The organism is Streptomyces sp. NPDC048639 (genome assembly GCF_043199075.1).
Taxonomy (GTDB): Bacteria; Actinomycetota; Actinomycetes; order Streptomycetales; family Streptomycetaceae; genus Streptomyces.
The window spans coordinates 215,653-238,412 of the sequence record NZ_JBICVP010000002.1; the positions used below are offsets into that span (position 1 = coordinate 215,653).

Here is a 22,760-nt window from a genome sequence, read left to right on the forward strand (position 1 = left end):
AGGGCCCGGGGACGGCTTGGAGGGGCTCGGAAGACGTCGGGCACTTGAGGGACTTGAGGGACTTGAGGGACTTGAGGCGTCGGGCTTTCCGGGCCACCGCGCATCCGTGCCGGGCGGGGCCGTCCCCGGGTCAGCCCACCATCACCTTCGTGCTGCTCCTGTTCTCCATCGCGCCCGTCCACTCGCGCATCGGCGGACGGCCGACGAACCGGCCGAAGAACAGCGCGGCGAGCGTGGCGGCGAGCACGCCCGGCACCATCTCATAGACACCGGTCTGCAAGGGACCGAGGAGAGGGTCGATGTCCTTCCAGAAGACGACGGTCAGAGCGCCCGTCACGATGCCGGCCAGCGCCCCGGCCCAGGTCATGCGCGACCAGTAGAGGGAGAGGATGAGCACCGGGCCGAAGGCCGCACCGAAGCCCGCCCACGCGTACGCGACGATGTCCAGCACCGCGCCGCCGCTGAGGGCGATGGCGTACGCGACGAGCGCCACGACGACGACGGTGGCCCGGCCCACGAGCACCAGCGTGGCGTCCGGGGCGTGGCGTTTGAGGAATGCCCGGTAGAAGTCCTCGGTCAGCGCGGTCGCCGACACCAGAAGCTGGCTGTCGGCGGTCGACTTGATGGCGGCGAGCACCGCCACCAGGAGCACGCCCGCGAACCACGGGTTGACCAACTGGGCGCACAGCGCGATGAACACGGTCTCCGGGTTGTCCAGCGGTTCGTCGAGCGAGGCGATGCCGACCAGGCCCACCAGCGAGGCTCCGGCCAGGACCATGATCACCCAGGTCGTTCCGATGCGGCGGGCGAGAGGGATCTCGCGGGTGCTGCGGATGCTCATGAAGCGGACGAGTATGTGGGGCTGGCCGAAGTAGCCGAGGCCCCAGGCGAGCAGGGAGACCACCGCGACCACAGTGAGCGGTTTGCCGGACGACCACTGGCCTCCGTCGAAGCTCGCCTCGGCCCCCATGTCGAACAGAGCGGGGGTATTGGCGTTGATCACGTTCTGGAACGCGGTCCAGCCGCCCAGCAGTCCGATACCGACCGCGGGGAGGACGACCGCCGCGAAACACATCACGGTCGCTTGCACGGTGTGCGTCATACTCACCGCGCGGAAGCCGCCGAGGATGGTGTAGGCGACGATCACCACGGCGAAGACGGTGAGCGCGAACTCGAAGCCGCCCCCGAAGATCTCCTCGAACAGCACGCCGCCCGCGATCAGGCCGCTCGCGACGTACACGGTGAAGAAGACGACGATGACCGCCGCCGAGATGACGCGGAGCAGCCGGGTGTTGTCCTCGAAACGCTCCTCCAGGTACGCCGAGAGCGTCACGGAGTCGCCCGCCAGTTCGGTGTATGTGCGCAGACGGGGCGCCACCAGAAGCCAGTTGAGGTAGGTGCCGATGACGAGTCCGACGGCGATCCACGTGGCGCCGATGCCGGTCGCGTACACGGCGCCGGGCAGGCCGAGGAAGAGCCAGCCGGACATGTCACTGGCACCCGCAGACAGCGCGGCCACCGGCGCGCTCAGACGACGGCCGCCGAGCGCGAAGTCGGAGAAGGTGGTGGTCTCCTGGTACGTCCAGATACCCACGAGGATCATGGCGAGCAGGAACAGCCCGAAAGTGATCATGACCGGTACGGTCAGGATGGTCATCCGCCTTCTCCCTTGGTGCTGGCGCTGCCGTCACATGGAGCCGTCACACGGAGCCGTCACGAGGGGATGGCCTCTCCGGGGTCGGAACCCCAGAGATTAGAGACCCCGGGGCGAGCCGACAATACGGATGCCGCCCCAATATCCTGTCCAGGTTTGACCGGTGTCCAAGCTGGGAACTCCGGGGCTTTGGCGGTCCGTCCGGCATGAATCCCAACTGCCCCACCTGCCCCGGTACTCCGTCGAGGCACCCGTCCCGCACCGCGGTGTTCCGGGCACATGGCCCGTCGGGGTCAGGAGGCGCCGGGAGCGGTCCGTCCGGACGGACTCACCAGCCGTAGCGCGACCGCTGCTCCTCGCGGACCAGGCTCATGTACGCGGGATGCCGCTCGATCCATCCCCGGACGAACGGACAGTACGGCAGTACGGACAAGCCGTCATCGCGGGCGGCGTCGAGCGCGGCGCGGACCAATCGGCCGCCCAGACCACGGCCTTCGTGGCGCGCATCGATCTCGGTGTGGAGAAAGATGATCTCATCGCCCTGGAGCTCGTACGCGACGAAGCCGGCGACGTCGCCGCCGTCGCCCTCATGGATCTCGAACCGCGAGCGCTCCGGGTTGTCCACCACACCTGGCTCCATGAAGGTTCCTCCCGTCGCGGCGGCCGGTCCGGGCCGCGCCTTGGGGGCCTCGTCCGGTGCGGACGCCGGTCATGATCGCACGGGGTCCGCCCGGGGCACGGGAAGCGGAAAGCGAGGGGCGTGGACGCGGAGGGGGCGTCACGGGGTGCGGGGACGGAACGTCACCCCGCACGGGGACGAGCCGTCACCCCCGACAGGGACGGACCGTAACCCCGGACGAGGACGAACCGTAACCCCGCACGAGGACGAACCGTCACCCCGGACGAGGACGGACCGTAACCCCGGACGAGGACGGACCGTAACCCCGCACGAGGACGAACCGTCACCCCGGACGAGGACGGACCGTAACCCCGGACGAGGACGAACCATCACCCCGGACGAGGACGAACCGTGACCCCCGACGAGGACGGAGACGTCACCCCGCACGAGGACGAACCATCACCCCCGACGAGGACGGAGACGTCACCCCGTACAAGACGGGCAGCGTGGGCAGCGCGGATGGCGTACTCCCCAGCCCGGGGCAGGAGCCCATCCGCGGGTCTACGGATTCGCGTCCGCGCAGCCTCCTTTCCTCCAGGCCCGGAACGAGGCAGAGTTCGGCTCGATCCCCCTGACGCCATCTCAAGGAGTGGCCGTGACCGTCAGATTCCGGACCAGTACCGCAGTCGCGCTGGCCGCGGCCGGCATCCTGTTCGCATCGAGTTGCGGCGACGGCCCGGACGCCTCCGCGACGCCGACAGCCTCACCGGACCGGCCCTCGACCGCCACGTCCCCGTCCGCCGCCTCGCCCTCCGCCGGACAGCCCGGGCCGTCCGCGTCCGGGGCGCCGTCCGCTTCCTCGTCCGTCTCCGAGGACCGCAAGGTGCCCGCTCCGGTTCTGGTCGAGATGGTCGTCAGTGGTGGTTTCGCCGGGCGGCAGGAGCAACTCCACGTTCTCGACGACGGCACGTACACCACCGTCAACAAGGGGAAGAGCGGGCCGGGCGGCACCTTGGACGCGTCGGCGCTGCGCTCGCTGCGCCAGGCACTGGCCTCCGCCGACTTTCCGCACCTTCCGAGGCGCACGATCAACGAACAGGCCCGGGACATGATCCAGTACGTCGTCGTCCACGATCACATCACCGTGACGACCGACCAGTCCAGGCGAGTGGCCGGTCTGGACCCAGTGATCAGCCTGCTCTCCGGCCTGCTGCCCGGCCGTTCCCGGTGACCGACCCGACCCGACCACGCGCACGGCGCACGGCGAGCGGCCGGCAGCCAGCAGCGGAGATCAGCGGGCTCAACGCATCGTGGGGACGGCGCGCCGCTCAGGGGGCGAGATCGAGCGCGGCCTTCCCGGAGCCGTCCATGTAGAACGGCGTCGACTGATGCTCGTGGGTGATCAGCCAGCGGCCGCCGATACGCTCCAGCCCCAGCGTCGTCCGGAACCACAGATCTGTCGTGGCTCCTGACTGGCGGCCGTGCATGTGGTCCAGGCTGTGGGTGAAGGCCACGTCGCCCGCCGCGGACACGGCGAGTTGCTCCACCTCGTAGCCCAGTGGCCCGTCCCAGGTGGTGAGCCAGGCGCCGATGGCCTGCGCGTCGACTCCGGTCGTCGCCAGTGGAGGGGCGAGATCGAAGGCGACGACAGCCGGCGCGTAATGAGTGATGATCCTTTGGGGGTCCTTCTCGCGGAGGGCCTGCGTGCGCGCGTCGATCACTTCGTGGATGGCCGCGACATCGGCGGAGATGTCGGTGGTCATGGTTCCAGCCTCCTTCTGCGTACGGTCGGGGGCTCTCCCTGCTCTCCAGGGCCCCGCTCTGTAGGACCGCGCCCGGATGCCGGATTCATCGGCTGCGCGGCGAGCGAACCCGTACGGTGCCGCGTCATCGCAGGTCAGGTGATTTTCCCGCGACTCGTCGGTCCGGGGTCCCGGGTGCCTTCGGGACTTTCGGCCCGGTCGTCACGGCCGTTCGGCCGGGTCCGCCCTCATCCGGGCCCGTCTAGCGTGGTCGCGTCACTGACGTCCACAAACGTTCCGCTTCACCCCGCGGTTGGAGGAAGACCACCGTGTACGAGAGCACGGCGTCCCCCGCCGCGGATACCGCGACGTACGCCTGGCTGCACCGGCTGACACCGCTGTCGCCGTTCGCACTCCTCGCCGTGATCGCCCTGGTGGAGCTGGCCACGCCGGACTGGCTGAGGCTGGGCCCCGTGCTCGCCGCCGCGCCCGTCCTCGCGGCCGCGATCTGCGGGGTTCGCGCCACCGCGGCCGTCGCCGCGTCGACGATCGGGGTGAAGGCACTGCTCGACCTGGCCGACCATCGGTGGGGTTCGTCCACGTCCCAGATCCTCAACATCGCGCTGGTGGCCGTCGGCCTGGCAAGCCTCCTGGCCAGCTCCATCCGGCAGCGCCGCGAGCGGGAGCTGACGCAGGTGCGCTCCGTGGCCGAAACGGCACAGCGCACGCTGATCCGCCCGCTGCCCGGCCGCGTGGACTCCGTACTGCTCCGGGGCACGTACATGGCCGCCGAGTCGGAGGCCCGCATCGGTGGCGACTTCTACGAGGTCCTGCACACGCCGCACGGCGTCCGCCTGCTCATCGGCGACGTGCGCGGCAAGGGCCTGCCCGCCGTCGACGCGTCCGCCGCGCTGCTGGGCGCCTTCCGGGAGGCCGCCCACCACGAGCCGTGCCTGGCCGATGTGGCGCGCTGGCTGGAGGGCAGCGCGCACCGCAACATCCAGAGGCTGTACGGGGAGGATTTCACCGAGCGATTCGCCACGGCGCTGCTCGTGGAGATTCCGGACGAGCCCGTGGTGCGCCTCGTGCATTGCGGGCATCCGGAGCCGCTGGCCATCCGGAACGGCGTCGTCCACGGCTGCGGCGCCGCGGAGCCGGGCCCGCCGATCGGGCTGGCGGGACTCGTCGAGGGCGGACCGGTGGTGGAGACCGTCCCCTTCGACGGCGGAGACCGCCTGCTGCTCTACACCGACGGGGTCATAGAGGCGCGGGACGGATCCGGCCGGTTCTATCCGCTGCCCGAACGCACGGCACGGTGGAGCGGCCACCCGCTGGACCAGCTCGTGGACCACGTGCGGGCGGACCTTCGGCGGCACGCCGGCGGCGACCTCGACGACGACGCCGCCTTGCTGGCCATCGAACGCCTGCCGCAGGGCAGTTGAGGCACCGCTGACCGCGGGCGCGCACACCGGGCAGGCTCCGCGCAGACGCGTGCCCCCAACCGCAGGCCGCGGGAAGCGCCGCAACTGCCCGGCACCGGTCATGGCTTACGGGCCACCGCCGCGTACACCGGAACCGGCCGGCCGGCAGGGTCCGGCTGACCGGAGCCCGGTTCCGGGTGCCACTGCGGCGCCGATGTCAGCCCGGGGTCGATGAGTTCGAGGCCCTCGAAGAAGGCTGCGACCTCGGCCCGCGTCCTCGGCCTGAGCGTGACACCGCCCTTTCCGTAGAGGGTGACGACGCGCTCCGCGGACGCGGGGTCGAAGTCGCCTGTGACGTGGGAGAGAACGAGATGACTGCCGGGCGCCAGGGCGTCCAGGAGGCTGCGCACCAGCCCGTACGCGTCGTCCTCGTCCGGGACGAAGTGCATCAGGCCGATCAGCGACAGGGCGACGGGACGCGATAAGTCCAGTACGTCTCCGGCCAGTTCGGCAAGCCTGCCGGGCTCGCGCACATCGGCCTGGATGTAGTCGGTGGCGCCCTCGGGTGCGCTGCGCAGCAGCGCTTCGGCGTGGCGGAGGACGATCGGGTCGTTGTCCGCGTACACGATGCGGGATTCCGGAGCGATGCCCTGCGCGACCTGGTGGAGATTGGGCTCGGTGGGGATCCCGGTGCCGATGTCGAGGTACTGGCGGATTCCGTTCCGTGCGAGCCACCGGGTGGCGCGATGCATGAACCAGCGGTTGGCCTTGGCGTTGCCGGCGGCGTGCGCGTCGACGGCGAGGACCTGCTGCGCGAGCGCCTCGTCGACGGGGTAGTTGTCCTTCCCGCCCAGAAGCCAGTCGTAGACGCGTGCCGGATGCGGCCTGCTGGTGTCGATCCGGCCGGCGTCGGCCTCTCGTGCGGTCATGGGGGCGCTCCTGTGGGTGATGTCCCGGTGGGTGAGGGTCTGTTGAGGACAGTCCTGATCGTGCGTGCGTTGCGTGCGTGCGTGCCGTGCGTGCGTGCGTGCGTGCGTGCGTGCGTGCGGTGACAGCCTCGCCGCTGAGGCTGCGTCAGGACAGAAGGAAGTCGGCCTCCCCCGCCTTCGCCCCCAGGACGAACGCCAGGATCTCGTCGCCTGTGCAGATGAGGGCGGGGCCTTCAGGGTCGTTGGACTGGCGCAGCGCCACCCGGCCGTCCTCCAGCTTCAGGGCTTCGACGCAGTTGCCCCCGTTGCCGCCGCTCCAGGGCTTCTGCCAGCCCTCGGTGCCGAGGTCGGTGGCGCGCATACCGTTGTAGATGCCTTCGCGATCCATTCAGATCTCCTTGCGGAATTCCCTGAGGATGTCCCGAGTGCGTTGTGCGGTCGCGGCCTGGGCCGCCATACGGTCCAGGACCTCGAGGTGGGAGGCGACTTCCCGCCGCTCGTCGAGATGGACGGCGCCCGTCAGGTATTCGACGTAGACCATGTCGGGCAGTTCGGGGAGGGCGAAGCGGAAGAGGACGAAGGGCCCGTACGTGCCCGGGTGGTGTCCGGAGGCGAACTCCGCGATCTGCAGGGTCACATGGGGCAGGGAAGCCGCCTCCAGCAACCGGTCCACCTGCGCCCGCATCAGCTCGGAGCAGCCCACCGGGCGGTGCAGAATCGTTTCGTCCATGACGACCCAGAACTTCGGACCACCCGGCCGGGAGAGAAGATTCTGGCGCTCCATGCGCAGCGCCACATGGCGCTCGAGGTCCTCGGGCCTGGACTCGCCGAGCGCACCGGAGCGCAGGACCTCGCGGGCATAGTCCTCGGTCTGGAGCAGGCCGGGGACGAAGTGGGGCTCGTAGGCGCGTATCAGGCTCGCCGCCCCTTCCAGGCTGACGTGCAGGCTGAACCAGTCCGGCAGGATGTCGTGGAACCGCCGCCACCAGCCCGGCTTGTTGGCCTCCTCGGTGAGCTCGATGAAGGCATCGGCCTCGTCCCCGGCGACACCGTACGCCTCGAGCAGCATCCGCACATAGGGGACCTTGAGGGCGACCTCGGCCGTCTCCATCCTGCGGACCGTGGCGGGCGCGACGCGCAGCACACGCGCGGCCTGATCCCGCTTCAGCCCCGCCCGCTCCCGCAAGTCCTGGAGGCGCTTGCCGAGAACGACCTGGCCGACGGTCGGCGCGGAGCGCGGCTCGCTCACGCGGGATCTCCCCACACGTTCATGTCCGCAGTCTGCCACGGCCCGGCTGGGCGTGGACACACTGCAATCTCGACTCTGCAATGTTCAGAGTGGGTCTTGCCAAGTGTCAGCGGACACAACCATATTGGTCTTGGTGACGTTCGTGCAGTTCACGTCGCCGCGGCACAGAGAGTGCGGCACACCCCCACCGTTAGGAGCCGCCGTGGCCTTCGCTCGGGCAATGACGACTCGTACGACGACACCTTCCTTCTCCGGCTCCGGCGTTCGCCGTGAGCCGCCGGCCGCGAGGCCCGAGTGAGGATGCCTGTCGAACGCCGTACGGACAAGAGGGCCTCGACACGCCGAACGGACGAGAGGGCCCGGAACGCTCGGTTCCGTGACGGGAACGGCGCATGAATCAGCCCAAGCCGTACACCGCCAGGGATCTGGTCTCCCTGCTCTCCCGCGGGCTGCTCGGCGACCGGAGGACCCGTCCGGCGCCAACTCCCCGTCGACGCCTGGATGTTCCGTCCTCGCTGCCCTTGTCGCTCGGATGCGACGCCGTGGGAGTCTCTCGGCATCTCGGACCGCGGATCCTGGAGGCCCTGCCCAGGACGGGATGCGTCTTCGACGACGGCGAGCGATGGTGGTGGGTCGTACCGTCCGGCTCGCACCAGGGGGTCACCTGGCCGCCGGAGGCCCGCTACGCGGTCGGAGGATACGTGTCCGCGCCGCGGCGGCAGCAGCAGGCGGGCGGGCGGCCCGGTGCGCCCCGGCTGATCCACTGGCCGGACGACACCATGCCGTACACGCACCCGATCCTTCTGTACGTCGCGGTGTGCCGGGCCACCGGATCCTCTCCGACCTGGTCGGACGACTGGCTGAGCCGGCAGGTCCACGCGCGGTGACCCGATCGGGCCGTGGACCCCTCGCACCCTGATCGGACCGTGTACCGCTGACCGGGCGAGGTGCGGTGAGACGCGGCGTCGCGTCTCACCGGCGGCGGCGCCGGCTCAGTGGGAGGCGATGCCGTCGATCAGCTCGCGTGCACCCTGGCGCAGCAGTGCGACGGCCACGGACGTGCCGAGCGTCGCCGGGTCGAGAGGCCCGGCCCACTCGTGGGCGTCGAGCACCGTCTTGCCGTCCGGCGTGAACACACGGGCGCGCAGGGAGAGTCCGCCGTTGCGCTCGGCACGGGCGTAACCGGCGATGGGCGAATTGCAGTGGCCCTGCAGTACGTGCAGGAACATGCGCTCCGCTGTGCTCTCGCGGTGCGTGTCCGGGTCGCCGAGCCCGCTCACGGCGTCGATCGTGGCGGTGTCGTCCTCGCGGCACTGCAGCGTCAGGACCCCGGCGCCGATCGGCGGGCACATCGTCTCCACCGACAGGATCTCGGTGATCACGTCGGTACGGTCGATGCGTTCGAGCCCGGACACCGCGAGCAGCAGGGCGTCGGCGTCGCCCGCGTAGAGCTTCTCCAGACGCCGGTTGGCGTTGCCGCGCATCGGGACGCACTCCAGATGCGGGTGGGAGGAGGCCAGTTGGGCCACCCGGCGCACCGAGGACGTACCGATCCGCGTGCCCGGGGGCAGCTCGTCGAGGGTGAGTCCGCCGGGGTGGATGAGTGCGTCGCGGATGTCGTCGCGCTTGAGGAAGGCCGCGAACGTCGTACCGGCCGGGAGCGGCCGGTCCGCGGGCACGTCCTTGACACAGTGGACCGCGAGGTCCGCCTCGCCCGCCAGCAGGGCGGCGTCCACCTCCTTGGTGAACGCGCCCTTCCCGCCGAGCTTCGCCAGATCGCCCATCCAGCGGTCGCCCGATGTCGTGACCGGCACGACCTCGGTACGGATTCCGGGGTGCAGGGCGGCCAGTTCGGTACGGACCCGCTCGACCTGGGCCAGGGCCATGGGCGAGGAACGGGAGACGATACGGATCAGCTCTGGGGCGGACATGGCGTACACGATAGAGCGTCAGATCCCGGGCCGGTGTACCGGACCCGGTTGGCGTCGGCGCATCGGTACGGGGCGCCTGTACCGGCAGGGCTCGGGGCGCCTGTACCGGCAGGGCTCGGAACGGCGGCACCGGCAGGGCTCGGGGCGGCGGCACCGGCGGGGACGTCGGTGCACACCGGGCACAGAGCGTGCGGGGCGGGCACGGAACACCGGGCACAAGACGCGCCGGACGACGGGACAGATCCGGACTTCGCGGTAGCAACAGCGCCGTACTGCCCCCGGATGTCAGTGCCGGTTGGCATCCTTCTGTCAGCACCCGGTGACCACGGGTGCCCGGCGCGTCACGCAGAAGCGTCGTGTTGGCGGCAGAGGCGGCCCGGTCGGCTGTCTGATCGCAAGGGGGAGAGGTCATGTCCGAGATGCCCAGGGAGATCCGTCACCTGGTGGGTTCCGTGGCAGGCGAGTTCACGGTCGCCGAGCATGCGTGGGGAGGGCTCGGCATTGCCACGGGCTGGGATGTGAAGGGGCTCGACGGGCGGCAGTGGTTCGCCAAGCTGCACGCCGAGTCGGAGTCCCACGACCGGGAGGTCGCCGCGTACCGCAGATGGACCGGGTGCCTCGGAGAGGGGCGCGCGCCTCAACTGGCCGCGGCCGACGCCGAGGTGGGGGCGATCGTGCTCACCGCGCTCCCCGGCCACCCGGTCAGTGCCCGCAGACCCTCACCGGAGCAGGAGCGCGAGGCGTACCGGCAGGCGGGGGTGCTGCTCGCGCGGCTGCACTCCGCATCGGCGGGCGCCCCGGCAGCGACGGAGACCGCGTCCGGGGCGGCTCCTGCGGGGCCGGGGGCGGCGGCGACCTGGGCCGCGGATGTCGAGGAGATGCTCAACGGAGCGGCCCTGTATCTGGCGTCGGAGGACGAGGCATTGCTCCGTGGCATCGCGGAGGAGCCTCCGCCGCCGCTGCCTGCCGTGCCGGTGCACGCCGACTTCCAGCCCCGGAACTGGCTGTGGGACGAGCAGCGGCAGCTTCTGCGCCTCATCGGCTTCGATCGGACCTGTGTCGAGCCGGCGGCCCGCCGCGATCTCGCGGGCCTGGAGTACGGCTCCCTGCGGGCCCGTTCGGGCCTGCGGTCCGCGTTCTACGAGGGCTACGGACGCGAGCTGACCGACGCCGAGCACCGTGCCTGCCTCTCGTACGCCGCGGTGGACGCTCTGAGTGCGCTGCGCCGGGGCATCGAGCACCGGGACATCGAGAGCGTGGAGCGCGCCCACTCGATGCTGGGCGCGCTGCGGGCCGAGCGTGCGGGCCGCCATGCGTGGGGCAGGTGCTCATCGTGAGCGGGTCCGTGGAGGACTCCGGCGCGGTCCGTGGGGTTCGTGGAGGACTCCGGCGCAGTCCATGGGGAGGACGGCCGGACAAGGCGCGAGCGAGCAGACGGGCGAGTGGTCGAGGAGCCGCTCCGGTCAACGGGGCGCAGCGAGGCGGAAGGAGGGTGCGGGCAGCCCCGGGGTGTCCACGCGCAGGGCGAAGACCGCGCCGTCCAATGCTCCGGGGTCCTTCAGCCCGGTCCGCGCGCTGGTGATGAACAGCGTCCGCCGGTCCGGCCCGCCGAGGCAGACCCCGGCGGGCTGGACCGCCGGTACGGGGACGATGCGGGCGAGCGTGCCGTCCTCCCGGTAGTGGTGCACGGCTCCCGCACCCCAGACGGCGACCCACAGGCCGCCCCGCCGGTCCACGGTCATCCCGTCGGGGGCTGCCGGGTTGTCGACCACGGCGAACGTCTCAACTGCCCCGACGGCTCCGGAAGCGGCGTCCACGGCGTAGCGGCGGATCATGCCGCGGGCGCTGTCGGCGAGGTACATCACGGTTCCGTCGGCGGTGAACGCCGGGCCGTTGGGGACGGTGATGCCGTCGAGGACACGGGTGACGGCGCCGTCGGGCCCGACGCGGTACAGCGATCCGGCGTCCTCGGTGGCGTCGTAGGCCATGCTGCCCGCCCAGAAACGGCCGTGCGGGTCGGCGACGCCGTCGTTCATACGCGTCCGCAGGGGTCTGGTGTCCTCGGGCCTGGCGAGCCAGTCGAGACCACCATCGGGCCGGATCAGACAGACTCCGGTGCCCGCGGCGGCGATCCACCACCCCGGTCGTCCGGAGACCGGAGCGACTGCGCCCAACGGCATGGGCAGACGGAGGAGTTCGCGCAGGGCGCCCTCGGGGGCCGCGTTGCGCTCGTCAGGCGCCTGGAGGAGGCGTCCGGCGAGGATGTCGACGAGGACGAGGCGACCGTCGAACCAGCGGATCCCTTCGCCGAGTTCGAGCCGGTCGGTCCAGCACGGCCGGGGTGGGTTCGCGGTGTCGGTCATGGTGTCCGCTCCAGGGGTGTCGTCGCGCGTCGGCATGCGGCGAGCGCCGTCACCGTTCGGGATGCAGCCGGAAGGCGGCGAATACTGGGCGTCCACGACGGACACGTCACCGTTCGGAGGGTGCGAGTCACCACTCGGCGAAGGACCCGTCGGTGTGGCGCCATACCGGATTGCGCCAGGCATGACCGCTCCGGTCGGCCGCGCGGACCGCCGCCTCGTCGACCGTGACGCCGAGCCCGGGCAGCTCGGTCCGCCGGGCGTGCCCCTCGGTGAACCGGAACGGCTCCGGGTCGACGACGTACGACAGCAGATCGGCGTCCTTGTTGTAGTGGATGCCCAGACTCTGCTCCTGGATGAGGAAGTTCGGGACGGTGAAGGCCACGGCGAGCCCGGCGGCGAGCGCGATGGGACCGAGCGGGCAGTGCGGGGCGAGCTGGGCGCCGTAGGTCTCCGCCAGCGCCGCGATGCGGACGACCTCCGTCACTCCGCCCGCGTGCGAGAGATCCGGCTGGGCGACGGCGATACCGGCCGTGAGCGCGGGCAGGAAGCCCGCGCGGTCGTAGAGCCGTTCGCCGGTGGCGATGGGCACCGAGCTCGCAGCAACCAGGTCGCGGAGCAGATGTGTCTGCTCGGGCAGCACCGGTTCCTCGACGAACAGCGGGTGCAGCGGGGCGAGTTCGGCCAGGACACGCCGGGCGCTCGCCGGGGTGAACCGGCCGTGGCAGTCGACGGCCACGTCCCGGTGCGGGCCCAGCACCTCGCGGGCCGTCGCCACGCGTTCGACGACGGCGGCGGTCTCGGCGGGGGTGGCGATCGGCGTGACCCGGCCCGCCGCGTTCATCTTCACCGCGGTGAAGCCCGCCTCGACCTGTGCGGTGATCTGCTCGGTGAGCCGGGCCGGTTCATCGCCTGCGACCCAGGCGTAGACACGGACGGTGTCCCGTACGGGGCCGCCGAGCAGCGCGTGGACGGGAGCACAGTACGTCTTGCCCGCGATGTCCCACAGCGCCTGGTCGAGTCCGGCGACGGCGCTGGAGAGGACCGGGCCGCCGCGGTAGAAGCCGCCCTTGCTGAGGACCTGCCAATGGTCCTGGATGCGCAACGGGTCGCGTCCGACAAGGTATTCGGCGAGGACGTCGACCGCCGCACGGACGACCTCTGCGCGCCCCTCCACCACCGGTTCGCCCCAGCCGACGACGCCGTCGTCGGTCTCGATACGGCAGAACAGCCAGCGGGGCGGCACCAGAAACGTCTCGATCCGGGCGATCCTCATCTGCCGCCTCCCTTCTCGTGCGCCGTCACGCCCTTGCCTCCCTTGCCTCCCTTGCCTCCCTTGCCGCCCTTGCCGCCCTTGCCTCCCTTGCTGCGCGTCCCGCCCGTGAGGCCCATGCCGCTTGTACCGCCCGTCCCGTCCATGCCACCCGTCCCGCCCGTGCCGCTGCCCACCGCGCCGGGGTCACCGGCCGGGCCCGGCGCGCCGTCCGGAGTTCGGCCGGGGTCACGGAGCGCCTGGCCGAGATCGCGCAGGGACTGGTCGAGCAGCACCCGCACGGCCGCCTCCGCACGGTCCGGATCCCGGTCCCGTACGGCATCCAGTACGGCCCGGTGGCTGGGCACCGGGTCGTCGTGGTGCGGCGAGCTGTGGACGATGCGGTCACGGTGCGCGAGACCGGGCTCGACGACCATCTCCATCCGCACCAGCAACTCGTTGTGGGTGGCGGCCAGAAGAGCCCGGTGGAAGGCGAGGTCCGCGGCGACGGCGTGCGCGAGGTCCTCCGCGTCCGCGTCCTCCTCCCCCATCGCGGCGAGCGCGGCGCCCAGGGCGGCCAGGTCGGCGTCGGTGCGGCGGACGGCCGCGAGGCGCGCAGCAGCGGGTTCGATCACGGCTCGGACCTCGGCGAGGTGGTGCAGCATGCGCTGCTCGTCGTGGACCGGGCCTCCGGCCGCGAACTGCCAACGCAGCACGTCCGCGTCGAGCAGATTCCAGTCGGCACGGGCGCGTACGAACGTCCCACGCTTCTGCCGCGCGTCGACCAGGCCCTTGGCGGCCAGCACCTTCAATGACTCGCGCAGGACCGTGAGGCTGACGTCCAACTCCCTTTGGAGCGAGGGGAGATCGAGCGTCGCGCCCTCGGGGATCTCGCCGCTGAGCACCCGCCGCGCGAGTGTCTCCACGGTCTGGCCGTGGATCCCGCGCCGCGCGTACGGCGTCATGACGGACCCGTCTCTCTGCGACCGTACGGCGTCACGTGCTCCCACCTCCGCGCTCAGGCCGATGCCTTGACGACACTCCAGCCCCCGTCGACGACCAGGCTCGCTCCCGTGATGTAGGACGCCTCGTCGGACGCGAGGAACGCGATGGCCGCGGCGACCTCTTCCGGCGTGCCGAAGCGGCGCGCCGCGGTCCCGGCAATGCTGCGCCGCCGGTCCTCGTCCCCCACACGCTCCCACGCGGGCGTCAGGACGGGACCCGGCAGTACGGCATTGACCCGCACCTCGGGCCCGTATTCGACAGCCAGTTGGCGGCACAGGGAGAGCAGTCCGCCCTTGGCCGCCGCGTACGCGGGATGGCCGGGAATGCCGTGGTGCGCATGGACGGAGGAGGTCAGCACGACGGCGCCGCCGCGTTCGCGGAGGTCGGGCAGGGCGGCGCGGACGCCGAGGAAGCCGGCCGTCAGGTTGACCGCGAGCTGCCGGTCCCAGGAGGCGCGGGACGTGTGGTGGGCCGGTGTCACGTCATCGACGAACGCGTTCCCGACGAGCACGCCGACCGGGCCCAGGGCATGAGCGGCGTCCATGACATGCCCCCAGTCGTCCTCGTCGGCGACGTCGGCCGCCACGAACGCGGCGCGGGCACCGTTCACGCGGAGCTCCTCCGCGACACCCTCGCCACGCTCGGCCGCGACATCGGTGATGACGACGGCCGCGCCCTCACCGGCCAGACGGGCGGCGGTGGCCGCACCAATGCCGGACGCCCCACCGGTCACCACGACCACGCGACCGGTGAAGCGGGCGCCGTGCCGGTGTGCCGGTCCGCTCATGGGACGGGGGCTCCTTCGCTGGCAGAGGGGCTCGGTCCCGGGACCGGCACCACGTCCGGACGTCTTTAATTACGAATTTACTGGGCGGGGCCGCTGCCGTCACTCCCTGCGGAGCGTCCTTGTCGCTGCCTAGGGTGTCCGGCATGGCTGACACAAGGGGGCGGGGAGGGGACCGGGGGCGGGACGACGGGGAGCGGGACGTTCGAGGGCGGCACGAGCCGGCGAAGCACAAGCGGGAGCGGGACGAGCAGGCCGTCCGGATCGCGTCCGAGCGGGAGTTGTGGCTTCTCGACCCCGAGGTGCGGGACTCCCCCGTACAGGTCCGGGAACTCCTCGACCCCGAGTTCGTGGAGTTCGGTGCCTCGGGGCGCCGTTGGGATCGCGACACGGTCCTGTCCGTCCTGGGCCCCGACCCCGGCCCCGGCCCCGGCCCCGACGGAGCAGGCGCGCCGATCATCGCGAGCGAGATGTCCGGAGTGGTCCTGGCCCCCGGGGTCGTGCATCTGACCTTCATCACCGAGACCGACGGGCGGCGGGCGCGGCGCAGCTCGATCTGGCGTCTGAGGGACGACGGCTGGCGGCTGTACTTCCACCAGGGCACGCCCATCGACGACGCCTGAGGCCTGCCGCCTCCGTAAAACGCCGAACCGCAACCGCCTCCCGCAGGGGCCACACCGCCCGGAGCCCGGAGCCCGCCCTACGCCGACCCTCGGCCGCCTCCGTACGCCGTACGAGGCAACGCATGGGCCGAACGAGGTGTCACGCGCACCCCCGAGGCCGGAAAGCGAAGTGTTTCCTGACGGTCTGTCATCCGACACGCCGACGGACCGTCACCTCCGCAACCCGGTCGCAGTACGTCCGGGTGCGACGGGTTGATCAACGGGACACCGTGGTCTCACGCGCTCTCACAGGAGGTTTTCCATGCGCAACGTCATCCGCGTGTCCGCCGTCGGCGTCGGGCTCTTCGGCGCCCTGGTGCTCGCCTCGCCCGCCATGGCCGAGGGCCCCAACGGCTCGATGCAGATGTGCTCGAAGCACATCACCCCGGGGATTCTCGGCGGGCTCCTGCCGAACGCCGGCAACCAGTCGGAGTCCTGCGTCAGCAGCAGCTCCGTCAACCCCGGCCGGTAATCGCACGCCACCTTCCCACCCGCCGGGGCGGCCGCGACGCGGCCGCCCCGGCTTCTGCCGTGAGAGGCCCTCGCCCCCTCGGCCGGGCCGCATGGGTGGCTGCCGCACCGTCAGGGCCGGGCCTGGATCAGCGCATGGCGGCCGTTCGTGCGCCACGCCTCACCCGAGGCATCGAGCGCGGCGACGGTCTCGTCCGACAGCCCGGTCGCGACGTCCGACTTCAGGGTCCGCAGGGCCGCGACCGGTCCGGGGAAGTGGCGGGTGACATCGGCGAAGGGCGTGGTGGCGGGCCAGTGACGGTCGCCCACCAGACGGCGGTAGTTCAGGTCGCCCTTGAGGATCGTGAGTGATGCCGAAGCGAAGTCCTGTCTGAGGTCGGCGGGCATGTCCTCGTACGGCAAGGGAGCACAGAAGAAGGGATGCGCGCCGATGGTCAGCCGCTCCTCCCGCATCGCAGCCCTGAGCCGCTCGCCGGTGCCTCCCGCTCGGCCGGGGGCATCCGCCAGCCTCCGCAGGCTCGCCAGGACGTCTGCGGTCGTGGCGTCGGATACGTAGTAGGGGTGCGGCTTGATCTGCAGCGTGATCGTGGCCGCCCGGCCGGCGGCGAGCAGGTGATCGGCGAGGACGAGGTCGGGGATGAGCTCGCGGCCCGCGTTGTCGGCGACGATGACGATACGTCCGCCCTGCCGTGCCGATGCCGTGAGCAGGGTGTGGAGGGTCTCGCGATCGTCGGCGACGAGGGACGTGCCACCGTCCGCCTGCCCCGAGTCGCCTGCCGTGAGGAGAAACCCGAGGTCCGCGCGGTTTCCCCAGAGCGCGGCGTGGAGCAGTGCATCGGTCGGACCGTCGTCGGAATCCGCAGCGGCGGCCGCGGAGTCGACGGGGTTCAGGCGCACGGGGCCGAGGGTGTCGAGTGCGGCGAGTTCGTCATCGACCGTCTCGCTGTTCAACTCGGCGTCCTTGGACGGTCCGAAGGGGTCGATGCCCTGCCACGGCCCCGGCCCGAAGTAGCCGACGGCACCCAGCAGCCGGCGGTAGAAGTAGCTCTCCGCCCACAGGAACGGTGCATCGGTCCAGCGCTTGCCGTAGTGGCCCCGGTCCCACGGCCCCGACCACAGCGCCTGGTCGCGGGCGGTGCCGGGGAGCGGCTCGATCACTCCGCCGATCGTCTCCTCGAGCAGCTTGTCGAGAGCCTGGCGCTGACCGGGGCCGAAGGGGAAGGCCTCCTTCAATCGCCGGAGGAGGGCGGGATGGCGCTCGTGCCAGACTCCGTACGGGAAGGTGCCCGGCTCGTTGCTCACGATGGGCGGCGGGCCGCCGTCCTCACCGGGCGCGGCCTGGGACCGGCTCATCGTCGTCCTCCTGTCGGTCCCGCCACGTGCCTGCCGCGGCCGGGACGCATGATCATGACGCTTCATCATCTGGTGGTTCATCAGACCACGGTTCCCGGAGGTTCCTCGGGCACGGGAAACCTGACGTTCCATCACTGGTGCAATGTCCTGGGCCGCCCGGAAGCCGCGCCTCGCATTCCCGACGGGCCGTCACTCCAGTCGCAGTAAGCCCGCGTGCGGCTCGCCGATCTCCGCGACACGGTGGAGACAACGCGCTCTCGATCAGGAGGTTTTCATGCGCAAGTTGATCGGCATGTCCGCAGTCGGCGCCGGGTTGTGCGGCGCCCTGTTCATCGCCACTCCCGCAGTAGCCGACGGCCCGGGCGGCAGCATGCAGATGTGCTCCCGGCAGACCACCCCCGGAATTCTGGGAGGCCTGCTTCCGAGCCTCGGTGAGCAGAACGAGTCCTGTGTGTCGAGCACATCCATGAACCCGGCCGGACGTCCCGGTCAGGGCGGCCGCCCCGGACAGGGCGCCAACCAGGGCCAGAACCAGGGCGACAACGCCGCGGGCCAGGCGGAGCAGGACGAGACCGCGAACCTCGGCGAGACCGGCGCCGCGGCCCCCGGTCGGTAACACCCCCAGTGCAAGCCGGGGCGGCCCGACACCGGCCGCCCCGGCTTGTGCCGTACGAGGCCCCGGCGCTGGTGAGAAGTTCGCCGGGCATGGCCGGTCAGGACACCGATGACTTCGGCGGCCCCACCCGGTCTCCTCTCCGGCCGGCCGCGACGGGCCGCTCACCGGCGCGCACCGCACAGCCGCGCGCAGCACGGAGCGGCACAAGGCAGCTCCGGGCAGCACGAGAGAGGGAGAACGATGACAGCCAGGCAACCGGTCACCGAACTGGACGAGCGCTACAGCATGAAGGACGTGTCCGCGACGCCGTGGCCGACCGCGCGCGAGCAACTCGAGCGGGCCGAGCTCTACTGGCTGACGACCGTACGCCCCGACAACCGCCCGCACGTCACCCCTCTCCTGGCGGTCTGGGTGGACGACGCACTCCACTTCTGCACCGGACCCGACGAACGCAAGGCCAAGAACCTGCGCACCAACACCCACTGCATCCTGACCACCGGGTGCAACGGCCTCGACGACGGGCTGGATGTGGTCGTGGAGGGGGACGCGGTCCAGGTGACCGGCGACGCGGCGCTCCAGAAGCTGGCCACGGCGTACGAGACGAAGTACGGCAAGGACTGGCACTTCGACGTACGCGACGGCGCCTTCCGGCACGAGGCGGGCCGGGCCCTGGTCTTCCGGGTCGCACCGACGACGGCCTTTGGCTTCGCCAAGGGCCGGTACAGCCAGACCCGCTGGCGCTTCCCGGCCGGCGCCGCCTCCCCCGCCACCGATTGATCGGACCCGATCCGCGGACAGGAACCGATCCGTGGACAGTGCCGGGGCGCGCGGTTCAGAACGACCCTCGGGTCAGAGCGACGCGCGGTTCAGAACGACCTCGGGTCAGAGCGACGCGCGGTTCAGAACGACCTCGGGTCAGAGCGACGCGCGGGTTCAGAGCGCCCAGGTGTATTTGTCGCCGCCCACCCACCTCACGGCGGCCGGATCGTCGAGGTCGATGTGCCGGCTCCCGGCGCGCTGCGCCAGCCGGACCACATCGAGGATGTCGTGCGCTGTCCCCACCATTTCCCCGTTGATTTCCACGATGCGGAACGGCGGCTCGCCCGGCATGACCCGCGACACGACGATCGGGGCCCGTGCGTCACTCATGTACCCAGCGTGTGGCAACGGCGGCCCCGACGCATGTCCGCCCCCGGGCCGGAACACCACACGATCCGGCCACCCCCTCCCCCGGCAGAGCCCGCCCCGGAGGCCCCTCCGGAACCCATCCCGAAGGCCCGTCCCGGTCCTGCCCCGGAGGCCCGTCCGGCGCCTCCGCCGATTGCGCGGCGTCTTCATCTCATCGCCCACGGCCACAGCGCAACGTCGAATTCCAGACAACCGATGGCGTGGTGCGAAGGGTGGCGATCGCCGCGAAATCGCCCTCCGCGAGGGGCGTTGATGCCACCGCGCGCGATCCCGGCCGTGCGGTCCGGGAGATCTACGCGGGTCACCCGTGACCCCGCCCTCCTCGTGGCGCGATTTGCACTACGAGAAGGCCGCGCTCGGGCGTGCCGTCGGGCGCACACGACCACCGGCGCGCGGGTAGCCGCCCAGCCGGGCCCATGCACCGGCGGAACGGAGGGGCATCCCCGAACCACAACTCCGCCCTGCGCTCCATCGCTGTGACAAACGCTTCCACCCGGTGACGGCGACACCCTTCACGATCGGTGCACGGACGGAGGGAAAGCGCCTGCGGCGCCATCGCGGCACAGCGCCTGGCAACGCGCGTAGAGCGACCGAAAGACAACCTTGTAGACCGTTCAACCGGAGTCGACTATTCCCTCGGTGCGGTTGTCAGGGGCACGACGGAACTCGAGGCCGTCGCGTTCCATGACCGCGCTTGACGGGCCCGTCCACCCAAGCGGGCCCCCAACCCCCATCGGAGGATGTTGTGAGCATCAAGCGCCTCTCCCCCCTCGGCGGTGTGCCCAGACGCACGCGGCTGATCGCCGTCGCGTCCGGTCTGCTGGCCGTCTCCGCGCTTGCCACCCCGACGGCCATGGCCCAACCGGCCGACGTCGGCCGGACGACCACCACGCAGCTCGCCCAGGCCGGCGACGCCGTACGTGATGCGGACGTCGCAGGTACGGCCTGGTACACCGACGCGAAGTCGGGCAAGGTCGTCGTCACCGTCGACAAGACCGTCTCCGCGGCCGAGATAGCCGAGATCAAGGAGGTCGCGGGCGACCGTGCCGGCGCCCTGAGGATCGAGCGCACCGAGGGCACGTTCAGCAAGCTCATCGCGGGCGGGGAGGCCATCTACACAGGCGGCGGCCGCTGCTCGCTGGGCTTCAACGTCCGCAGCGGCAGCACGTACTACGCCCTCACCGCGGGCCACTGCACCAACATCGGCAGCACCTGGTACACCAACTCGGCCCAGACCGCGCTGCTCGGCTCGACCGCCGGGTCGAGCTTCCCGGGCAACGACTACGGGATCATCCAGCACTCCAACCCCTCCGCCGCCGACGGCCGGGTCTACCTCTACAACGGCACCTACCAGGACATCACCGGGGCAGGCAATGCCTCCGTCGGCCAGTCCGTACAGCGCAGCGGCAGCACCACCGGACTGCACGGCGGCACCGTCACCGGCCTGAACGCGACCGTCAACTACGGCGGCGGCGACATCGTTTCCGGCCTCATCCAGACCAACGTCTGCGCCGAGCCCGGGGACAGCGGTGGCCCGCTCTTCGCCGGCAGCACCGCTATCGGCCTGACCTCCGGCGGCAGCGGCAACTGCTCCTCCGGCGGCACCACCTTCTTCCAGCCGGTCACCGAAGCGCTGAGCGTGTACGGCGTGAGCGTCTTCTGAGGTTCGTGAGCATCTCCTGAACGGCCGCGCCAACTCCCCTCCCACCCGGCGGAGTTGCCCGGCCAGGACCGGCGGGTCCGCCATCGGGCGGGCCCGCCGGTTCGTTGCGTACGGCGGCCCCTCCCGTACCACCCGCCCCCGAACCGTTCCTCGCCTTTCTCTCAGCACATGGCGCTCGATCGTCCGCCCCGTTCCCGCCCATGGGCGACCGGCGCGAACGCTCCGCCGCGCGCCCCGGACAAATTCGACGAAGTTCTCTGCTCCACCATCGAGCACGAACGCGTCCCCATCCGTATATCTCCCTGCACCGAACCGTCCCCTCTGGGCCAGGGGACGGTTCGGCGCGTATCAAGCCGGGCCCGACCCTCGTACGTCGGCATCCGGCGCGGACGACGATCGGAAAGGGGCCCCCGTGAGAAACAAGGGCCACAGACGCTCCCGTGTCATCGGTACGGCCATCGCAGCCGTGGCCGCTCTGGCGCTGGGCGGAGGCGGGATCGTACTGATCAATGACAACGCCTCGGCGGACTGGGGGAATTCACCCGCCCCGGCCACCACCACGGCTGCCGGACAGCAGGCCGGGACGACCATCAACTGCCCGGACGTCACCATCCGGCTCTCGCGGGTGCCGCAGCAGGCGCGGTCATCCGTGGACACGGAACTGGCACGTATGGACAGCCAGGTCGCGGACGCGTACCAACGGCTCGCCACCTCCCGTACGGCGAGCGACCGGCAGTGGGTGAAGATACGGGTGCTGGCCCCGCTGGCCGATCAGCGCCGCACCGCACTCGACCGCATCGGCACGGCCCTCGACCGGGCCGGCGACCGTCCGGGATGGCTCGCCTCGCTGGCGTCCTGCGAGGTCAAGCGCGACCCCGAGGTGGCCTCCGCACGGGGCACCGCCGCCCCGAACGCCACGGCCCCCGCGCCGAACGCCTCCAGCTCCGCGCCGCCCGCAAGTGGCCCCGTCCGGTCGGACTTCGTAGACATCAGGAAGGTGCGGCCGAATGTGGCGGCGCCCGCCAAGCGGCGCGGCGCCTCCGTCGGCACCTTCGCCACCCGCTGCGGGCGCAACGGGAACAAGCACTTCAACTCCGACAACGTCATCGCGGCCCCGGGCGTGAGCAACGGCGCCCACCACAAGCACGACTACGTCGGCAATCTCGACACCAACGCGTTCTCCACGAACGAGAGCCTCGCCGCCGCCGGCACCACCTGCACCAACGGTGACCGCTCCACGCACTACTGGCCCGTGCTCCGCCTGCGCAACGGCCAGCAGGAGGCGGACGCCAACCAGCCGGGCGGCGGACAGGACGGCAACATCGGCCGCATCCTCAAGCCGGCCTCGGTGAAACTGACCTTCAAGGGCAGCGCGGCCGGCAAGGTCACTGCCATGCCCCGCTTCCTGCGGATCATCACCGGCGACGCCAAGTCCTTCACCAACGGCCCGGCCAACGCCAATGCCTCCTGGAGCTGCACCGGCTTCGAGAACCGGCAGCTCAAGGACAAGTACCCGCTGTGCCCGAGCGGCAGCCGGGTCGTCCGTACGTTCAACTTCCAGAGCTGCTGGGACGGCGCCAACATCGACAGCGCCAACCACCGTACGCATGTGGCCTTCGCCGATCGCAACGGCACCTGCCCGCAGGGCTTCCGGGCCGTCCCGCAGCTCGTGCAGCGGATCACCTACGACGTGAAGCCGGGCACCGTCTTCGCCGTCGACAGCTTCCCGGAGCAGCTCCACAAGCCGGTCACCGACCACGGCGACTTCATCAACGTGATGTCGAACTCGCTGATGCGCAAGGCGGTTTCGTGCATCAACGGCGGCCGCAAGTGCGGCTGACAACGCTGACGGTGCTCGCTC

Annotated in this window: 22 protein-coding genes and 1 pseudogene; 10 read left to right on the forward strand and 13 right to left on the reverse strand. The window is 71.1% G+C overall.

The features are described 5' to 3' along the window. Window positions 1-130 precede the first annotated feature (130 nt). Together putP and ACGFNH_RS05315 are read right to left on the reverse strand one after the other, a co-directional pair. Window positions 131-1,657 carry a sodium/proline symporter PutP gene (gene putP, locus ACGFNH_RS05310; RefSeq protein WP_393651684.1) on the reverse strand — a complete coding sequence of 509 codons (1,527 nt, stop codon included), beginning with the start codon at window positions 1,655-1,657 and terminating at the stop codon, window positions 131-133. A gap of 325 nt (window positions 1,658-1,982) precedes the next feature. After that, on the reverse strand, window positions 1,983-2,294 hold the full coding sequence (locus tag ACGFNH_RS05315; RefSeq protein ID WP_393651685.1) for a GNAT family N-acetyltransferase: 312 nt from the start codon (window positions 2,292-2,294) through the stop codon (window positions 1,983-1,985). 634 nt (window positions 2,295-2,928) lie between these two features. Here ACGFNH_RS05315 and ACGFNH_RS05320 point away from each other — a divergent pair. Beyond that, complete coding sequence (locus ACGFNH_RS05320; protein WP_393651686.1) at window positions 2,929-3,504, forward strand: hypothetical protein; 576 nt, start codon at window positions 2,929-2,931, stop codon at window positions 3,502-3,504. 97 nt (window positions 3,505-3,601) lie between these two features. Here ACGFNH_RS05320 and ACGFNH_RS05325 read toward each other — a convergent pair whose 3' ends face one another. After that, complete coding sequence (locus ACGFNH_RS05325; protein WP_393651687.1) at window positions 3,602-4,036, reverse strand: YybH family protein; 435 nt, start codon at window positions 4,034-4,036, stop codon at window positions 3,602-3,604. A 308-nt stretch (window positions 4,037-4,344) separates the two neighbouring features. Between ACGFNH_RS05325 and ACGFNH_RS05330 the strand changes: the two genes are divergently transcribed. Continuing rightward, window positions 4,345-5,457, forward strand: a complete 1,113-nt coding sequence (locus ACGFNH_RS05330; RefSeq protein WP_393651688.1) for a PP2C family protein-serine/threonine phosphatase — start codon at window positions 4,345-4,347, stop codon at window positions 5,455-5,457. 98 nt (window positions 5,458-5,555) lie between these two features. Here the strand turns inward: ACGFNH_RS05330 and ACGFNH_RS05335 are convergent, their stop codons facing one another. The 3 genes from ACGFNH_RS05335 to ACGFNH_RS05345 all read right to left on the reverse strand — a co-directional run bounded on the left by ACGFNH_RS05335 (window position 5,556) and on the right by ACGFNH_RS05345 (window position 7,614). Beyond that, the gene (locus ACGFNH_RS05335; RefSeq protein ID WP_393651689.1) at window positions 5,556-6,365 is read right to left on the reverse strand and encodes an SAM-dependent methyltransferase; all 810 of its coding nucleotides are present in this window, start codon (window positions 6,363-6,365) and stop codon (window positions 5,556-5,558) included. Window positions 6,366-6,510: 145 nt separating this feature from the next. Then, entirely contained in the window at window positions 6,511-6,753 is a 243-nt protein-coding gene (locus tag ACGFNH_RS05340; protein ID WP_393651690.1) for a DUF397 domain-containing protein, read from the reverse strand. Next, entirely contained in the window at window positions 6,754-7,614 is an 861-nt protein-coding gene (locus tag ACGFNH_RS05345) for a helix-turn-helix domain-containing protein (protein ID WP_393651691.1), read from the reverse strand. A gap of 392 nt (window positions 7,615-8,006) precedes the next feature. Here ACGFNH_RS05345 and ACGFNH_RS05350 point away from each other — a divergent pair, with 392 nt between their 5' ends. Beyond that, window positions 8,007-8,501, forward strand: a complete 495-nt coding sequence (locus ACGFNH_RS05350) for a hypothetical protein (RefSeq protein WP_393651692.1) — start codon at window positions 8,007-8,009, stop codon at window positions 8,499-8,501. A 105-nt stretch (window positions 8,502-8,606) separates the two neighbouring features. On the opposite strand, the gene hemC is transcribed toward ACGFNH_RS05350, so the two are convergent. Then, window positions 8,607-9,545: a hydroxymethylbilane synthase gene (gene hemC, locus ACGFNH_RS05355; protein ID WP_393651693.1), complete on the reverse strand. Its 939-nt coding sequence runs from the start codon at window positions 9,543-9,545 to the stop codon at window positions 8,607-8,609. A gap of 410 nt (window positions 9,546-9,955) precedes the next feature. On the opposite strand from hemC, the gene ACGFNH_RS05360 reads away from it, so the two are divergent. Further along, complete coding sequence (locus tag ACGFNH_RS05360; protein WP_393651694.1) at window positions 9,956-10,882, forward strand: phosphotransferase; 927 nt, start codon at window positions 9,956-9,958, stop codon at window positions 10,880-10,882. Window positions 10,883-11,008: 126 nt separating this feature from the next. Here ACGFNH_RS05360 and ACGFNH_RS05365 read toward each other — a convergent pair whose 3' ends face one another. The 4 genes and pseudogenes from ACGFNH_RS05365 to ACGFNH_RS05380 all read right to left on the reverse strand — a co-directional run bounded on the left by ACGFNH_RS05365 (window position 11,009) and on the right by ACGFNH_RS05380 (window position 14,949). Next, a complete protein-coding gene (locus ACGFNH_RS05365) occupies window positions 11,009-11,908 on the reverse strand; it encodes an SMP-30/gluconolactonase/LRE family protein (protein ID WP_393651695.1) in 900 nt (299 codons plus the stop codon). 127 nt (window positions 11,909-12,035) lie between these two features. Then, complete coding sequence (gene dgoD / locus ACGFNH_RS05370; RefSeq protein ID WP_393651696.1) at window positions 12,036-13,181, reverse strand: galactonate dehydratase; 1,146 nt, start codon at window positions 13,179-13,181, stop codon at window positions 12,036-12,038. A gap of 191 nt (window positions 13,182-13,372) precedes the next feature. After that, window positions 13,373-14,122, reverse strand: a pseudogene (locus ACGFNH_RS05375) (FadR/GntR family transcriptional regulator); the annotation flags it as partial. 53 nt (window positions 14,123-14,175) lie between these two features. Continuing rightward, window positions 14,176-14,949 (reverse strand): SDR family NAD(P)-dependent oxidoreductase, encoded by a 774-nt coding sequence (locus ACGFNH_RS05380; protein WP_393651697.1) that lies wholly within the window; start codon window positions 14,947-14,949, stop codon window positions 14,176-14,178. A 143-nt stretch (window positions 14,950-15,092) separates the two neighbouring features. On the opposite strand from ACGFNH_RS05380, the gene ACGFNH_RS05385 reads away from it, so the two are divergent. After that, window positions 15,093-15,569, forward strand: coding sequence for a DUF4440 domain-containing protein (locus tag ACGFNH_RS05385; RefSeq protein ID WP_393651698.1), 477 nt, complete (start codon window positions 15,093-15,095; stop codon window positions 15,567-15,569). 301 nt (window positions 15,570-15,870) lie between these two features. Beyond that, window positions 15,871-16,080, forward strand: a complete 210-nt coding sequence (locus tag ACGFNH_RS05390) for a hypothetical protein (protein ID WP_393651699.1) — start codon at window positions 15,871-15,873, stop codon at window positions 16,078-16,080. A gap of 110 nt (window positions 16,081-16,190) precedes the next feature. Here the strand turns inward: ACGFNH_RS05390 and ACGFNH_RS05395 are convergent, their stop codons facing one another. Then, window positions 16,191-17,432: a damage-control phosphatase ARMT1 family protein gene (locus tag ACGFNH_RS05395; protein WP_393651700.1), complete on the reverse strand. Its 1,242-nt coding sequence runs from the start codon at window positions 17,430-17,432 to the stop codon at window positions 16,191-16,193. A 274-nt stretch (window positions 17,433-17,706) separates the two neighbouring features. Between ACGFNH_RS05395 and ACGFNH_RS05400 the strand changes: the two genes are divergently transcribed. Continuing rightward, entirely contained in the window at window positions 17,707-18,048 is a 342-nt protein-coding gene (locus ACGFNH_RS05400; protein ID WP_393651701.1) for a hypothetical protein, read from the forward strand. Window positions 18,049-18,288: 240 nt separating this feature from the next. Beyond that, complete coding sequence (locus tag ACGFNH_RS05405; protein ID WP_393651702.1) at window positions 18,289-18,825, forward strand: pyridoxamine 5'-phosphate oxidase family protein; 537 nt, start codon at window positions 18,289-18,291, stop codon at window positions 18,823-18,825. Between the two features lie 156 nt (window positions 18,826-18,981). Here ACGFNH_RS05405 and ACGFNH_RS05410 read toward each other — a convergent pair whose 3' ends face one another. After that, on the reverse strand, window positions 18,982-19,197 hold the full coding sequence (locus ACGFNH_RS05410) for a hypothetical protein (protein ID WP_393651703.1): 216 nt from the start codon (window positions 19,195-19,197) through the stop codon (window positions 18,982-18,984). A gap of 784 nt (window positions 19,198-19,981) precedes the next feature. Here ACGFNH_RS05410 and ACGFNH_RS05415 point away from each other — a divergent pair. After that, complete coding sequence (locus tag ACGFNH_RS05415; protein ID WP_393651704.1) at window positions 19,982-20,899, forward strand: S1 family peptidase; 918 nt, start codon at window positions 19,982-19,984, stop codon at window positions 20,897-20,899. A gap of 412 nt (window positions 20,900-21,311) precedes the next feature. After that, window positions 21,312-22,739 (forward strand): DUF1996 domain-containing protein, encoded by a 1,428-nt coding sequence (locus ACGFNH_RS05420; RefSeq protein ID WP_393651705.1) that lies wholly within the window; start codon window positions 21,312-21,314, stop codon window positions 22,737-22,739. Window positions 22,740-22,760: the final 21 nt, after the last annotated feature.

Bases quoted from the DNA above. Each gene is read 5' to 3' on its own strand.
- putP (WP_393651684.1), bottom strand. From the start codon at position 1,657: ATGACCATCCTGACCGTACCGGTCATGATCACTTTCGGGCTGTTCCTG.
- ACGFNH_RS05315 (WP_393651685.1), bottom strand. From the start codon at position 2,294: ATGGAGCCAGGTGTGGTGGACAACCCGGAGCGCTCGCGGTTCGAGATC.
- ACGFNH_RS05325 (WP_393651687.1), bottom strand. From the start codon at position 4,036: ATGACCACCGACATCTCCGCCGATGTCGCGGCCATCCACGAAGTGATC.
- ACGFNH_RS05335 (WP_393651689.1), bottom strand. From the start codon at position 6,365: ATGACCGCACGAGAGGCCGACGCCGGCCGGATCGACACCAGCAGGCCG.
- ACGFNH_RS05340 (WP_393651690.1), bottom strand. From the start codon at position 6,753: ATGGATCGCGAAGGCATCTACAACGGTATGCGCGCCACCGACCTCGGC.
- ACGFNH_RS05350 (WP_393651692.1), top strand. From the start codon at position 8,007: ATGAATCAGCCCAAGCCGTACACCGCCAGGGATCTGGTCTCCCTGCTC.
- hemC (WP_393651693.1), bottom strand. From the start codon at position 9,545: ATGTCCGCCCCAGAGCTGATCCGTATCGTCTCCCGTTCCTCGCCCATG.
- ACGFNH_RS05360 (WP_393651694.1), top strand. From the start codon at position 9,956: ATGTCCGAGATGCCCAGGGAGATCCGTCACCTGGTGGGTTCCGTGGCA.
- ACGFNH_RS05365 (WP_393651695.1), bottom strand. From the start codon at position 11,908: ATGACCGACACCGCGAACCCACCCCGGCCGTGCTGGACCGACCGGCTC.
- dgoD (WP_393651696.1), bottom strand. From the start codon at position 13,181: ATGAGGATCGCCCGGATCGAGACGTTTCTGGTGCCGCCCCGCTGGCTG.
- ACGFNH_RS05380 (WP_393651697.1), bottom strand. From the start codon at position 14,949: ATGAGCGGACCGGCACACCGGCACGGCGCCCGCTTCACCGGTCGCGTG.
- ACGFNH_RS05385 (WP_393651698.1), top strand. From the start codon at position 15,093: ATGGCTGACACAAGGGGGCGGGGAGGGGACCGGGGGCGGGACGACGGG.
- ACGFNH_RS05390 (WP_393651699.1), top strand. From the start codon at position 15,871: ATGCGCAACGTCATCCGCGTGTCCGCCGTCGGCGTCGGGCTCTTCGGC.
- ACGFNH_RS05395 (WP_393651700.1), bottom strand. From the start codon at position 17,432: ATGAGCCGGTCCCAGGCCGCGCCCGGTGAGGACGGCGGCCCGCCGCCC.
- ACGFNH_RS05400 (WP_393651701.1), top strand. From the start codon at position 17,707: ATGCGCAAGTTGATCGGCATGTCCGCAGTCGGCGCCGGGTTGTGCGGC.
- ACGFNH_RS05405 (WP_393651702.1), top strand. From the start codon at position 18,289: ATGACAGCCAGGCAACCGGTCACCGAACTGGACGAGCGCTACAGCATG.
- ACGFNH_RS05410 (WP_393651703.1), bottom strand. From the start codon at position 19,197: ATGAGTGACGCACGGGCCCCGATCGTCGTGTCGCGGGTCATGCCGGGC.